Genomic DNA, 13,684 nt, shown 5'->3' with positions numbered 1-13,684 from the left:
CGCGCCGCCTCGTCGAAACCCCCTCGTTCACGCGCCCGGCCTCGCGACCTCGAGCGCGGCAATGAAGGCGCGCGCGCGATCTCCGACAAGGCCGGCTGCATCGCCCGGCCGGTAGAGCGCCGATCCAAGACCGAAGCCCTGCGCCCCAGCCTCGAGCCACGGGACGAGCCCGGTCGGGGTGATGCCGCCGACGATCAGGACGGCGGCATCGGCCGGCAGGACGGCGCGCTGCGCGCGAAGCAGGGCCGGCGCCGCTCCCTCGGCGGGGAAGAGCTTCAATCCGCTTGCGCCGGCGGCGATCGCCGCGAACGCCTCGCTGGGCGTGAAATAGCCGGGAAGCGATGCGAGGCCCGCTTCAGCCGAGGCGGCGATGACGTCGCGATCGGTATTGGGCGATACGATCAACCGTCCGCCCGCACGCGCGACCGCGTGAACCTGGTCGACCGACAGCACCGTGCCGGCGCCGATCAGCACGCCGTCGCCATAGCGCGTCGCGATCCGCCCGATGCTCGTCAGCGGGTCAGGCGAGTTGAGCGGGACCTCGATCATCGAGAAACCGGCCTCGACCAGCGCATCGGCGACACCCTCGATCTCGTCGGGCCTTATGCCGCGCAGAATCGCGACCAGCGGACAGCGCGCCATCGCGGCGGCGAATTCAGGACTTGGGCGCATTGGTCATTCTCCAGAGTGCGGCAATGCCCGTCACGAACGCAGCTTCACTGTCGACGGCGACCGCGCGGCCGCCCGCCAGGTCGATCGCCGCCGCATAAAGCTTGCCGAGGTGCGCATCGGCGAGGACATGCACTGCTTGCCCCGGCACGAGCGATTGTTCGCGAACGTCGCTGCCGATGAGCAGGCCGCTGACATAGGCAGCCGAATCCCCGCGCGCGCGCAGCCCGAGCAATGCGTCTGCGCGGACGCCGAACAGCCGCGTGAGGAGCGTCGCGTCGGCTGACGCGGCGACGCCCGCGCGAAAGGCGGCGCCGTCAGCGACCGCGCCCGTCAGGAAATCGGCGAGCAGGCTGTGGCCGCGCAGCAGCGCGAAGAGCTCGCCGGTGATCGTGGTGCTGAAGCGCTCGACGCGCGCCTGCTCGATCCAGGCCCATTTGCAATGCGTACCAGGCTGGCAGAGCAAGGCGTCGCGCGGCGCGAGGCCCGCCACGACGCTGCCCAGCAGCTGCACTTCCTCACCGCGCATCACATCGCCGCGCCCCTCCGCGACGAACGACAGGCCGGGCACGATCGCGGTGCGCGCATCCACCCGGTGGAGCGCCCCGGCCAGTACGCCGAGATCTGCCGGGCAGCGCAGATAGGGCACCTCCACCCAGCCGCGCACCGAGCCGACCATGCCGGCGCACAGCACCGGCAGATCGCCGAAGCGCCGGCGGATTCCAGCAACCTCGGCGGCGAACTCCTCCCGCGCGATGGCGAGCACGCCATGATCGTCGCGTTCGCACGCAACCACCGCGCCGGCCGCATCGAGCGCATAGACCCTGCGATTGGTCGTTCCCCAATCGATCGCGAGAAAGACTGCATCAGCCATGGATCACCACCAGGTTGCGTACAGCGCGATGAGGATGAGGATCACGCCGAGGCTCATGATGTTGAACGACGCCGAGGTCCCATAGCCGACATCGGCGGTGATCGTGCGATTGCGGTCGGCGCGCCCCGGCACCGCCAGCGATACCAGCACCGCCAACGCCAGCGCAGCGATGAACACCATGAGCATCCGGTTCATGAAGGGGAAGTCGGGCGCCCAGTATTTCATCGCCAGCGACAGCACGAACGACGCAATCGCCGCGGTGAGCGCGCCCGCTTCGCTCGCGCGTTTCCAGAACAGCCCAAGCAGGAAGATGACGACGATGCCGGGGGTGAAGAAGCCGGTATATTCCTGGATATATTGGAATGCCTGGTCCGAATGGCCGAGCAACGGCCGCGCGGTGATCATCGCGATTACGATGGCAACCGCCGCTGCGATGCGCCCGATCAGCACGAGCTTCTTCTCGTCGGCGGGGACTGTGTCGAGCGGTGCCGCACCCGGCGTGGCGGCGCTGCGCCTGGCATAGAGATCGAGCGTGAAGATCGTCGCGATCGAGTTGATCTTCGATGCGGTCGAGGCGATGATCGCCGCGATCAGGGCGGCGAACACAAGGCCCAATATGCCCGACGGCAACAACCGCATCATCGTCGGATAGGCCTGGTCGGGCTTGGCGAGATCGGGTGCGAGGATCACGGCGGCGATTCCCGGCAACACGATGATCACCGGCATCAGCAACTTGAGATACGCGGCGAACACCACGCCCTTCTGCGCCTCGGGCAGGCTTTTGGCTGCCAGTGCGCGCTGGATGATATATTGATTGAAGCCCCAATAAGAGAGGTTCGCGATCCACATGCCGCCCACCAGCACGGCAATGCCGGGCAACTCCTTGAAATGGGGGTCGGATGGCGAAAGGATCATGTTGAAATGATCGGGCACGCGGTGGATGAGAGTCGCAAAGCCGGTGAGGATGCTGCCGTCGCCGATCTTGCTGAGCGTCAGCCCCGAGACCATCAGCCCCCCGAATACCAGCAACGTCACCTGGACGATGTCGGTAAGCGCCACCGCTTTCAGCCCACCGCGAAGCTGGTACAGCAGCGCGAACGTCCCAAGCGCAATCAGCGCGATGTCCTGGTTGATGCCCGCCACCTGGGTTACCGCGATCGACCCGAGCCAGATGATCGAAGTGAGGTTCACGAACACGTACAGGCCGAGCCAGAACACCGCCATCAGCGTACGGATCGAGGGGCCGTAACGCTGTTCGAGGAATTGCGGCATGGTGTAGATCTGGTTGCGCAGGAAGATCGGCAGGAAATATTTGCCGACGATCAGCAAGGTCAGCGCCGCCATCCATTCATAGGAAGCGATCGCCAGCCCGATCGCGTAGCCCGAGCCCGACATGCCGACGATCTGCTCGGCGGAAATATTGGCCGCGATCAAGGATGCGCCGATGGCCCACCACGGCAGGTTGCGCGAGGCGAGGAAATAGTCGGTCGACGTCTTTTCATGTCCCGCTTTTTCGCGCGACACATATTGCGCGAGGCCGAAGATCGCGACGAAATACACCGCGACGACGACGATATCGATTGTTGCCAGTTGCATCGATCCCCTTCCCTGCCCCGCCAACCCTTGCGCTGTAGGGCGGCTCCCATTTATGATATTGATATTATTTAGCCAGCCTCGCGAGCGGAACCAGCATGAACCTACCTCATCCATCCGATGTCAGGACCTCGCTCGGGCGGAACCTCACCTACGGCATGCTCGATCATCTCGGTAAGGTGATCGTGACCGGCGGCTATGACGACAAGCCGTTTCCGACCGAGGCCGAGCTCTCGATTCAGCACAGTGTGAGCCGTTCGGTGACGCGCGAGGCGGTGAAGATGCTGACCGCCAAGGGGTTGCTCAGCGCGCGGCCGCGCCAGGGCACGATCGTCCAGCCGAGCAGCTCCTGGAACCTGTTCGACGCCGACATATTGCGCTGGCTGCTCGACCGGAAATTCTCGCTCGACCTGCTGCGCCAGTTCAGCGAATTGCGCCTCGCGATCGAGCCCGCTGCGGCCGAGCTCGCCGCGCGCGCAGCCGACCAGGCCGGGCTCGACGCCATCGCCGCCGGCTTCGCCCGGATGGTTGCGGCCGAAGCGGGCGACGACGATACGCTCGAGGCGGATATCGCTTTTCACCTGTCGATCCTGCATGCCTCGGCGAACCCGTTTTTCATGCAATTTCGCGATGTCGTTGCCACCGCGCTGCGGACCTCGATCCGCTTCACCAACCGCATTCAGGGCCGGACCGCCGATCTCGAGGCGCATGAGGCAGTGAAGGTCGCGATCGAACGGCGTGACGCGCCGGCGGCGCACGCCGCAATGCTGCACATCATCCAGGACGTGATGGTGCTGATCTCCCATAGCGCCGAGCCGGCTTGAAAGGCCTGATGCCACATCCCGCCGGGCACGACGCGATACGCCCGGCGCAACCCTGCCCAGCACTCTCATCATCCGCGCCATCTCCCGCACCGCGACAGGCAATCCGCCAGCCCGATGTCAGGGGTAGCGCGCCGCTCAGGCGATGGATAGCATATAAATCTTATTTATGTGGAGGGAAGTTTGTCTCCACCCCCCGGACGATCATGCGGCACCCCATAATGCCGCCGGCACCATGATTGACCCATCCGCGTAAAGCTGGGCCGCGAGCGGATCGTCGGCGAGGAACCAGGGACCATCCAGGTCGACCACGTCGCATGCCTGGCCGAGCACGAAGGCCGGGGCGATGGACAAGGTGGCGCCGGCCATGTTGCCGACCATCACCTTCAAGCCGAGCCGACGGGCATGATCAGCCATCATCAGCGCCTCGGTGAGGCCACCGCATTTATCGAGCTTGATGTTGATCACCTGGAAGCGGTGGCGATGCAGGTCGATCTCGGCGAGATCGAGCACGCTCTCGTCGGCCGCGACAGGGACTGGCGATTGCCAACCGTCGAGCAGCGCCTCGGCGCCGCGGCGGATCGGCTGTTCGAGCAGCGACACCTTCTGATCGACCAGCATCGCGACGAGTCCGTCGAGATCGTCGCCGTCATAGCCCTGATTGGCATCGACCCCGAGCCAGACATGCGGGCGCGCGTTGCGCACCGCCTTCACGCGCTCGCTGTCGGCAGCGAGATCGCCTTCGAGCTTGAGCTTGATCGCCTTCAGCACCGGCAGCGCCTCGAGGCGGCGGAGAATCTCGGCCGGGTCGTCGGCCGGAAGCGTGAAGGTGGTGACCAGGGGCCTGGGCGGCCCAACCCCGGCGAGCTGCCAGACCGGCACGCCGGCACGCAGCGATTCGAGCTCCCAGAGCGCGCAATCGAGTGCGTTGCGGGCGCCGCCCGGCGGTAGAAGGGCACGCAACGCCTGGCGGCTGATGCCTGATTCGATCGCCTCGCGGCAGCGCTCGATCTCGCGCTCCATATGCTCTGAATCATCGTCGAGATAATAGACGCCCGCCGCCTCGCCGCGCCCGGTAACCTCGTCATCCGAGATGGTCGCGATCACCGCCGGCATCGATTCGAACAGATAGCCCGAGATCCGGAACGGCTCCCGAAAGACCATGGCATCGCGATAATGGGAGAGCGTCAGGGCGCTGCCGGTGTCGCGGCGGTTTAGGTGCGCGTCATTGGATACGGTCATCATGACCGCTCACATCACATGGATGCGATCACGTTTCAATATAAGAAACATCGTTTCCGGCTACGGCCTCGAAATCGTCGCCCGAAACCAGATTCCAGGTGCGTTCAGCCGATTGTGCGAAAATCTGTATCCCGACTCCGGCGCAAACCGACAGCACGCGGCAGGGCGCCTCGCCGACCCAGACATAGCCATGCGCCATGCCGCTGTCGAAATAGACCGAGTCTCCCGGACCGAGCGGCAGCGGCGCGTAGATATCCGAGTGAAGCTCCATCGCACCGGAGAGCACGTAGAGATATTCCTCGCCCGAATGGCGGACCAGCCCGCCAAGCTCGTCGACGCTGCGCGCCTTCACCTCGATGATGATCGGCACCATCAGCTTGCCGAGCAGATCAGCCGCCGGATAATGATGGGTGTGGCGCTCCGAGTTGACGCCGAGCCATTTGCCGGCGCGCGAGACGCTGCGGCGCCCCACTGCCGGGGGCGCCTGCTCGGCCGGCGCGGTCCCCGCGATCAGGCTGCCGAGATCGACGCCGAGGCCCTGGGCGAGCCTGACCAGCTTGTCATAGGTCATCACCATCTTGCCGTTTTCGAGCTTGGACAGCGTCGAAAAAGGCATGTCGATCCGGGCGGCGAGCGCCCGCAATGTCAGCCCCTGTTCGATTCGCGCTGCCCGCAGCGCGAGGCCTGGATGCGAAGTGTTGGGTTTCTTGGCCATGATCCCTCTCGGTACCACGCTAGCGCAAAGCTGGCCTCTAGGAAACCGTCGTGCGCATTTGAGAAAACAGTTGCCATAAATGAAACATGCGTCATGATGCCGTAGCAATTCAGGGGATATGGCGATGACGATCGCATTTCGATCAAAGATATTGTGGCTGGCTTCAACGGCACTGGTCGCATGGACCCCGGCGGCGCAGGCCCAGCAATCTACCGGGGGGTCTTCAGCCGCCGCGGCGCGGGCCGGCGACGAGGACCGCCATGATGACGACGTCGTCGTCACCGCCCAGAAGCGGACCCAGAATCTGATCGACGTGCCGCAGTCGATCTCGGTCGTTTCGGGCGAAGTGCTCGAACAGCGTCACGCGACGAGCCTGATCGACTATGCGGCGCTCGTCCCCGGTCTCAGCATCCAGCAGCAGAATGCCGGCGAAAGCCGGATCATCCTGCGCGGCATCAATACCGGTGGCGCCAGCCCGACGGTCGCCGTCTATATCGACGACACACCGTTCGGATCGAGCACCAGCCAGACCAACGCGGCGCATCTCGCCGGTGACATCGATCCGTTCGACGTGGAGCGGATCGAAGTGCTGCGCGGCCCGCAGGGTACGCTTTACGGCGCGAACTCGCTGGGCGGCCTGCTGAAATATGTGACGACCGCACCCAAGTTCGACCGTCTCTCGGTGCGCGCTCAGGCCGGTGTCGAAACGGTGGATGGCGGCGGCACCGGCTGGTCGGGCAACGGCGTGGTCAATGTGCCGCTGAGCGACACGCTCGCGATCCGAGCCAGCGGCTTCTACCGCGAGACGCCCGGCTATATCGATAGCGTCGGCATCCCCGCGACCAACATCAACCATTCGGCCAGCTATGGCGGCCGTGCCTCGCTCCTGTTCAAGCCGAGCGACAAATTCTCGATCCGGCTGACCGCGATCGCGCAGAATATCCGTGCCCATGGCCGCGACACGGTCGATGTCGATCCGGCGACCCTCACGCCGATCACCGCCGATCCGTTCACCGGCGCGCCCGGCAAGGGCCTGTTGCGCTACCAGACCCTCCCCGAAGGCAACCGGGTGGATTATCGGCTCTATTCGGGCACGCTCGAATATGATTTCGGCCTCGCCACGCTGACCTCGGTCACCAGCTACGCAACGCTGCGCCAGCATGAGGATATCGACGCGACGCCATTGCTGGGCGATATCAGCCCCTTTTACGGCGCATCGACGCCTTACGGCACTGACGAACCTTCCAATATCAGCCAGAAGAAATTCGCTCAGGAAATCCGGCTGACCTCACCCAAATCGGACAGCTTCGAATGGCTGATCGGCGGTTATTACACGCGCGAGCCCGGCCAGATCTATCAGCTCTACCGGCCGTTCAATCCCGCTACCGGAGCATTTCTGCCGGAGGCCGGCACCATCCCGCAGGATCTACTCGGGCCGGGCGTTCCCGCGGCGCCCTTCCCCTTCACCCATTTCCTGACCGCCGAGCTGGACTCGACCTACAAGGAGTTCGCCGGATTCGGCAGCGCCACCTGGCATGTCACTCATGCTTTCGACATCACAGGCGGCGTTCGCTACAGCCATAACGAGCAGCACACGACCCAGAGCCTCGGCGGCGGATTCGTCGTGGTGCAGGGCGCCGACGGCACGCTGATCGGAAATTCGTCCGAGGGCGTGTGGACCTGGTCGGTTTCGCCGCGATACCAGTTCAACGACCGGGTCGCTGTCTATGCTCGTGTCGCCAAGGGCTATCGGCCGGGCGGTCCAAACCTCGTCCCCCCCGGCGCACCTGCCGATTATCCTGCGCAGTTCAGGGCCGATACGCTGATCAGCTATGAAACCGGCGTTCGCGCCGAAACGGCTGACCGCACCTTCGGCATCGACGCCTCGGTCTATTATCTCGATTGGAAAAACACCCAGATCACGACCACCTTCCAGACGTCGATCGGCCCGGTAACGGCTGACGGCAATGGCGAAGGCGCAAAGAGCTATGGCGGCGAAGTCACCGCGACCCTCCGCCCGATTCACGGCTTCGTGGTGGTGGGTTCGGTCGCCTACAACCATAGCGAGCTGAAGGGGAACATCCTGGTCGGCGGATCGGATGGCGATCAGCTCCCTTATGCGCCGCACTGGAACGCGAGCGTTTCAGCTGACTATGATTGGGCGCTGAGCGGGAGGGTCAACGCGTTTGCCGGCGCCTCGATCACGGCGGTGAGCGACCGTCCGGCTGATTTCGATGCCGCCTATCAGGGGACGTTCGGTCACCGCCTGATCCTTGACGGTTACGCAACGGTCGATCTGCGGGCGGGCATTGAAATGAAGCCTTTCACAGTCAGCATCTATGCCCGGAACCTCACCAATTCAGGCGGCCAGACCTATGCGGGGCCCTATGGCGGCAGCTATGCCGGCTTGATTGACGTCGCGATGATCCGTCCACGCACGATTGGCCTCACAGCAGGATTTGAATTCTGATGCGCACTGGATTGATCCAAACCGCCTCGCGCCTGCTCAGGCTCGCTTTGCCCTCGCTGCTGCTGGTTGGCGTGCCGATCACGGCGCAGGCACCCACAGGCCCCACCCCGGCCAGGCCGCTTACCGTGCCCCAGGGTCGCGCGGCGCCCGCGACCACGGTGTCGGCGCCAGCCGGCAGCCCGGAAATGACTGCAGCCGATGTCAATTCCTGGCTCGACGGTTTCATCCCCTATGGCATCGAGACCGGCGACATCGCCGGCGCTGTCGTCGTCGTGGTCAAGGACGGCAAGGTGCTGACCCAGCGCGGCTACGGCCATGCCGATGTGAAGTCGGGCAAGCCGGTCGACCCCGACAATACCCTGTTCCGCCCCGGCTCGATCTCGAAGCTCTTCACCTGGACTGCGGTGATGCAGCAGGTCCAGGCCGGCAAGCTCGACCTCGACCGCGACATCAACGACTATCTCGATTTCAAGATTCCGCCTGCGTACGGCAAGCCGATCACGCTGCGCAACCTGATGACCCATACCGCCGGGTTCGAGGAGACAGCGAAATATCTGATCGCGATCAACCCGGCCGACAACCGGCCGCTCGACGCTGCGCTCAAGCGCTCTGTACCGAATAGAATCTACGCGCCGGGCAGCATGGCCGCCTATTCCAACTATGGCGCGTCGGTCGCGGGCTATATCGTCCAGCGCGTGTCGGGCGAGCCGTTCGAGGCCTATGTCCAGCACCACATCTTCGCACCGCTCGGCATGGCACATTCCAGCTTCGTGCAACCTCTGCCTGCCGGGCTCGCGCCGCTGCTCTCCAAGGGTTATCTCGCCGCCTCGGGTGACTCCAAGCCCTATGAGATCATCCCGATGTCACCGGCGGGCGCTCTAACATCCAGCGGCGCCGACATGGCGAAGTTCATGATCGCCCATCTTTCAGCGAATAACCCGCTGCTCGACCAGAAGACGGCGAAGCTGATGTACGCAACCGCCAACACGCCGATCCCGGGCATGCCGGGCATGGCGCTCGGTTTCTATCATGAGGATCGCAATGGCCTGAACATCATCGGTCATGGCGGCGATACCGACTGGTTCCACTCCGACCTTCATCTCTATCTCGACAAGGGGGTCGGGCTGTACATGTCGTTCAACAGCGCGGGCAAGGAAGGCGCGGCGCACGTCCTTCGCCAGCGCGTCTTCGACAGCTTCACCAACCGCTATTTCCCCGACCACGCGGCTGCCTTGCCCACTCTCGCCACAGCCGCCGAACATGGCCGCGTGATGGCGGGCAATTATGTCAGCAGCCGTGGCTCGACCACCAACTGGCTGCGCATCGCCAATCTGATCGGCCAGGCAGTGGTGACGGTGAATGACGACAATACGATCACTGTCTCCGCGCTGACGAATCCCGCCGGCGTGCCGAAGCGCTGGCGCGAGGTCGCGCCCTGGCAATGGCAGGAAGTCGGCGGCGACGATCGCCTCGGCGCCGTCGTGAAGGACGGCCATGTAACTGCGTTCGCCCCGGCAGGCTTTGCGCCCATCTTCCTTTTCCTGCCGGCCAGCGCGGGGATGAATGCCGGCTGGATCGTCCCGGCCATGCTGGCGGCGCTCGCGGTCATGCTGATCGCGGCACTCGGATGGCCGATCGTCGCGCTGACCCGCTGGCGCTACAAATATCATTCGACGGCCACCGGCCGGCCGCTGATGCTGCACCGCGCGACCCGACTCACCGCATGGCTGATGCTGATCATCGCGTGCGGCTGGATGGGCATGATCATGGCGCTGAGCAGCGATGTCGCGTATTTCGACGGACGGCTCGATATCTGGATGCGGCTGCTGCAATTGCTGTCGCTCGCCGCCATTGTCGGGACGGCGCTGGCGTTCTGGAATGCCTGGGTGATCGCGACGGGGCCCGAAAAGCGGCGGCTGGCGACGGCCTGGGCAGTCGTCATCGCCTTGTCGGCACTGTTCCTGGTCTGGACGATGTTCGACATGCGGACGCTGACGCCCAGCCTGAACTTCTGACGGTGACGATCTCAACTGCCCTGCCGGGTGCCATCCTGTCGCGATGCGGATCCACCCGTGTCCGATAGGGGGGTGCCGGGGGCGCACCAAAAGACCCTGTTCGGCCACCCGCCCGGGCTGACCGTGCTGTTCATGACCCAGATGTGGGCCGAGTTCTCCTATTTCGGCCTGCAGGCGCTGCTGGTCTATTACATGACCCAGCATCTTGGCTTCAGCCAGGCCAGATCGTCGCTGATCTATGGCGCCTATGGTGCGGCGGCGTTCTTCAGCCCCTTCTTCGGCGGGATCGTCGCGGATCGCTGGCTTGGCCGGACCCGAAGCGTGGTGATCGGCGGCCTGCTGATGATGCTGGGCCATTTCGCGATGGCGTTCGAGGCATTGCTGTTCCCGGCGCTTGCACTGGTCGCGATCGGCAACGGCTTGTTCATGCCGCCCCTGGCCGTCCAGGTCGGCGATCTCTATGCCGATGACGACCCGCGCCAGGCGCAGGCCTTCAGCGCTTATTATATGGGAATCAATCTCGGCGGCCTGCTGGCGCCTCTGGTCTGCGGTACGCTCGGCGAGCTATATGGTTGGCATTGGGGCTTCGGCGCGGCCGGCATCGGCATGCTCGCCGGCGTCGTCATCTATCTTCGCTTCAGGCACCTTCTCCCGAAAGACCCGCAAACCAGGTCGCAGACGCTTCCCGGCGCCCGCGTCGCCTTCACTGCACTCGACTGGAGCAACGCGCGCCTGCTGATCGCGATCATCGCCGTCGTTGTGATGTTCCGGATCGGCTATGAGCAGAGCGGCAATGTCATCGCCTTGTGGGTCGAGCATCAGACCGACCGCGGCATCGACCTGCTCGGCACGCACCTGGAAATTCCGGCGACCTGGTTCCAGTCGATCAACCCGCTGCTGATCATCGTCCTGACGCCGTTCCTGATGCGCTATTGGGCGAAACACGCCGAACGCCACGGCCCGGCGAATCTGTTGTCGCGGATGAGCCTCGGCTGCCTCGTCGCCAGCCTGTCGATGCTGGTGATGGTCGCCGCGGCCGCCCTGAACGCGCGGACCGGGCAGCCGGTCGGCGCGGGCTGGGTGACGGCGTATTTCGTCCTGCTGACGATCGGCGAACTCCTCGTCATCCCGGTGGGGCTGACATTGGTCGGCGCGCTCTCGCCCGTCCAGGTGGCGGCGATGGCGATGGGCGGGTGGTACATTGCCAAGTTCCTCGGCAGCCTGCTCGCCGGCGCGATGGGCGCTTATTGGGGCGTCATTCCGGCAACCGCTTTTTTCGGGATCGGTGCCGGGTCAGTGATGCTCGCGGCGGCTTTCCTCTACGTGCTGGGCAGGATGAGGCCGATCAGGCTCGGCTGACGGGCAGAAGAGATGATTTCAAATCGTTGACCGCCGGCCCCGGAATATGGCACGGGCGCAAACAGGATCAGGGACAGCCGCAAAACGGACCGCAACGCGGTCAGGATCACGGCGCCCCGATGATGATGTGCGGGTGTAGCTCAATGGCAGAGCAGAAGCTTCCCAAGCTCATTTTTGAGCTTTTCATAGCTGCTCATACCATCCCCTTACGATAGCTAACTGGCGTATTTCTCTAGATTTTGTCTCCCCATGCTGACCATAGCGGTTCACCCCTACGCGTCGTATTGTGGAGACAGAAAGGAGACAATTATGCCGAAGATGCTTTTGACGGACCTGTCCGTCCGCGCCTTGAAAGGCTCCTCAAAAAACGAAAAGTTCTTTGACACGAAGACCCCCGGCTTCGGCATCCGAGCAGGCCTCAAGACGAAAACATGGATTGTGATGCGGGGCAGAAACCGCGAACTCGTCACCATCGGGAAATACCCGGACCTATCGCTCGCGGACGCCCGCACCGAGGCCAAGAAGCTCCTATCGACTACGCCAGAGCCGAAGTCGGTTTCCAAAACATGGGCGGTCGCGTGTGACGAATTCCTCACCGAAAACTATAAGGGCTCGACCTCGCGTTGGCCGCATCTCGTCAAGCTCATGCTCAAAAAGCACTTCAAGGGGCTCGACCACCGGCAACTTGCGGAGATCGACGACACGGACATCAGCGTTGTGCTCGACAAGCTCAAGAAGACCCCGTCGGCACAACTTCACGCGTACCGTGCGGCGCGAACTTTCCTGAAGTGGTGTACCCGCCCCCCGCGCAAATGGATCAAGCATTCACCGATGGAGGGCTACGAGCCGCCGAGCAAAGACAAGAAGGGCACCCGGACGCTTACCGACGATGAACTTCGGAAGGTGTGGTACGCCTCAGAAATGGGCTCCAGGCAGGTTTTCCAGCTTATGGTGCTCTGGGGGACGCGCAACGAGGAAACTGCCGTCATACGGCGAGAATGGCTCGTTGAAGGAATGCTCACCATCCCCGGCGACTTCACGAAGAACGGGCGCGACCATTCCATTCCAATCCTCCCGCTCGCACAGTCTATTCTCGACTCCCGTCCCGACTCCGGCCCCTACTTTTTCCAAGGCCGGCACACGAACGAGAAGAGCCTCACGCCGTGGGGCCTGCCGCGCCTCTGCCGTGAAGTGAAGGAAACGTCCGGCACGACCGGTTGGCAGCTCCGCGACATTCGCCGCACGTTCCGATCAAACATGGCACGGCTCAAAGTACCCCGCGAGATTTGCGAGGTACTCATCAACCACGCGCCGCCCGTGCTTGATGAAATATATGACCGTTACGACCGCGTAGAAGAAAAACGCGAAGCTCTGGCGAAGTACGAAGCGTTCATGGTACGGTTGCTCGCCGAGGCTTAACCCTGGGCGTCATGACGCTCCCTAACGGGAGTGACATGACATGAGGTTGCTATCGAAGAAGCAAGTGCGTGAGATGGTCTTGTACAGCCCACAGCACATTGCCCGCCTGGAGGCGGCCGGGAAGTTCCCTAAACGGGTACAACTCGGTCCCGGAAGGGTCGGGTGGGTCGATGAGGAAGTACAGAGCTGGCTCACCGCACGCATTGCAGAACGCGATACGCCCGGCTCCTGAACGGAGTCACTTAAGGCCGATGGGAAACCATCGGCCTTTTTTCGGCGGCCTCACCCCTATACAGCTACGGCATAGGCTCCCCTATACTGTATGCCCATGGAGATGCTGAAAATGTGCTGCTTTCACAGGGTCATGCGCTAAGCAGCGGGCCACGACCTCCCTTCTCTTCCTTTTCCAGAGACGGGTCGACGCCCTCACGGCGTCGACCTTAGCCCGTCTTATTCACCGGGAGCCTGGGATCGGGTTGGCGGACGTAGCGTAAGTTACTGATCTGG

Annotated in this window: 11 protein-coding genes; 6 read left to right on the top strand and 5 right to left on the bottom strand. The window is 63.7% G+C overall.

What is annotated here, in order from left to right; all coding sequences use genetic code 11:
* Positions 1-27: 27 nt before the first annotated feature.
* From ABD050_RS23905 to ABD050_RS23895, 3 genes are read right to left on the bottom strand one after another with little or no spacing between them, the layout of a single operon-like run.
* Positions 28-672, bottom strand: coding sequence for a 2-dehydro-3-deoxy-6-phosphogalactonate aldolase (locus ABD050_RS23905; RefSeq protein ID WP_343892044.1), 645 nt, complete (start codon positions 670-672; stop codon positions 28-30).
* On the bottom strand, positions 656-1,543 hold the full coding sequence (locus ABD050_RS23900) for a 2-dehydro-3-deoxygalactonokinase (RefSeq protein ID WP_343892042.1): 888 nt from the start codon (positions 1,541-1,543) through the stop codon (positions 656-658). The genes ABD050_RS23905 and ABD050_RS23900 overlap by 17 nt, the downstream gene beginning before the upstream one ends.
* A gap of 3 nt (positions 1,544-1,546) precedes the next feature.
* Complete coding sequence (locus ABD050_RS23895; RefSeq protein WP_343892041.1) at positions 1,547-3,139, bottom strand: sodium/sugar symporter; 1,593 nt, start codon at positions 3,137-3,139, stop codon at positions 1,547-1,549.
* A 95-nt stretch (positions 3,140-3,234) separates the two neighbouring features.
* Here ABD050_RS23895 and ABD050_RS23890 point away from each other — a divergent pair, with 95 nt between their 5' ends.
* Positions 3,235-3,960, top strand: coding sequence for a FadR/GntR family transcriptional regulator (locus ABD050_RS23890; RefSeq protein WP_343892040.1), 726 nt, complete (start codon positions 3,235-3,237; stop codon positions 3,958-3,960).
* Positions 3,961-4,161: 201 nt separating this feature from the next.
* Here the strand turns inward: ABD050_RS23890 and ABD050_RS23885 are convergent, their stop codons facing one another.
* Both ABD050_RS23885 and ABD050_RS23880 read right to left on the bottom strand, forming a co-directional pair.
* On the bottom strand, positions 4,162-5,202 hold the full coding sequence (locus ABD050_RS23885) for a dipeptide epimerase (RefSeq protein ID WP_343892039.1): 1,041 nt from the start codon (positions 5,200-5,202) through the stop codon (positions 4,162-4,164).
* 25 nt (positions 5,203-5,227) lie between these two features.
* A complete protein-coding gene (locus tag ABD050_RS23880; RefSeq protein ID WP_343892038.1) occupies positions 5,228-5,914 on the bottom strand; it encodes a helix-turn-helix domain-containing protein in 687 nt (228 codons plus the stop codon).
* A 124-nt stretch (positions 5,915-6,038) separates the two neighbouring features.
* Here ABD050_RS23880 and ABD050_RS23875 point away from each other — a divergent pair, with 124 nt between their 5' ends.
* The 5 genes from ABD050_RS23875 to ABD050_RS29110 all read left to right on the top strand — a co-directional run bounded on the left by ABD050_RS23875 (position 6,039) and on the right by ABD050_RS29110 (position 13,409).
* Positions 6,039-8,384 carry a TonB-dependent receptor gene (locus tag ABD050_RS23875; RefSeq protein WP_343892037.1) on the top strand — a complete coding sequence of 782 codons (2,346 nt, stop codon included), beginning with the start codon at positions 6,039-6,041 and terminating at the stop codon, positions 8,382-8,384.
* On the top strand, positions 8,384-10,399 hold the full coding sequence (locus tag ABD050_RS23870) for a serine hydrolase (RefSeq protein WP_343892036.1): 2,016 nt from the start codon (positions 8,384-8,386) through the stop codon (positions 10,397-10,399). Before ABD050_RS23875 ends, ABD050_RS23870 begins: the two co-directional genes overlap by 1 nt.
* A 57-nt stretch (positions 10,400-10,456) precedes the next feature.
* Complete coding sequence (locus tag ABD050_RS23865) at positions 10,457-11,758, top strand: peptide MFS transporter (protein WP_343892035.1); 1,302 nt, start codon at positions 10,457-10,459, stop codon at positions 11,756-11,758.
* A 309-nt stretch (positions 11,759-12,067) separates the two neighbouring features.
* A complete protein-coding gene (locus tag ABD050_RS23860; protein WP_343892034.1) occupies positions 12,068-13,177 on the top strand; it encodes a site-specific integrase in 1,110 nt (369 codons plus the stop codon).
* A gap of 40 nt (positions 13,178-13,217) precedes the next feature.
* Complete coding sequence (locus ABD050_RS29110) at positions 13,218-13,409, top strand: helix-turn-helix transcriptional regulator (RefSeq protein WP_425542509.1); 192 nt, start codon at positions 13,218-13,220, stop codon at positions 13,407-13,409.
* The last annotated feature ends 275 nt before the right edge of the window (positions 13,410-13,684 follow it).

The sequence above is a fragment of the Sphingomonas oligophenolica genome, assembly GCF_039522915.1.
GTDB classification, from domain to species: Bacteria; Pseudomonadota; Alphaproteobacteria; order Sphingomonadales; family Sphingomonadaceae; genus Sphingomonas; species Sphingomonas oligophenolica.
Note: the sequence above shows the minus strand (reverse complement) of the source record. Positions and strands in the feature narration are given on the sequence as shown.

Excerpts from the sequence above, each read along its gene's own strand:
- ABD050_RS23905 (WP_343892044.1), bottom strand. The coding sequence starts at position 672 with ATGCGCCCAAGTCCTGAATTCGCCGCCGCGATGGCGCGCTGTCCGCTG.
- ABD050_RS23900 (WP_343892042.1), bottom strand. The coding sequence starts at position 1,543 with ATGGCTGATGCAGTCTTTCTCGCGATCGATTGGGGAACGACCAATCGC.
- ABD050_RS23895 (WP_343892041.1), bottom strand. The coding sequence starts at position 3,139 with ATGCAACTGGCAACAATCGATATCGTCGTCGTCGCGGTGTATTTCGTC.
- ABD050_RS23890 (WP_343892040.1), top strand. The coding sequence starts at position 3,235 with ATGAACCTACCTCATCCATCCGATGTCAGGACCTCGCTCGGGCGGAAC.
- ABD050_RS23885 (WP_343892039.1), bottom strand. The coding sequence starts at position 5,202 with ATGATGACCGTATCCAATGACGCGCACCTAAACCGCCGCGACACCGGC.
- ABD050_RS23880 (WP_343892038.1), bottom strand. The coding sequence starts at position 5,914 with ATGGCCAAGAAACCCAACACTTCGCATCCAGGCCTCGCGCTGCGGGCA.
- ABD050_RS23875 (WP_343892037.1), top strand. The coding sequence starts at position 6,039 with ATGACGATCGCATTTCGATCAAAGATATTGTGGCTGGCTTCAACGGCA.
- ABD050_RS23870 (WP_343892036.1), top strand. The coding sequence starts at position 8,384 with ATGCGCACTGGATTGATCCAAACCGCCTCGCGCCTGCTCAGGCTCGCT.
- ABD050_RS23860 (WP_343892034.1), top strand. The coding sequence starts at position 12,068 with ATGCCGAAGATGCTTTTGACGGACCTGTCCGTCCGCGCCTTGAAAGGC.
- ABD050_RS29110 (WP_425542509.1), top strand. The coding sequence starts at position 13,218 with ATGAGGTTGCTATCGAAGAAGCAAGTGCGTGAGATGGTCTTGTACAGC.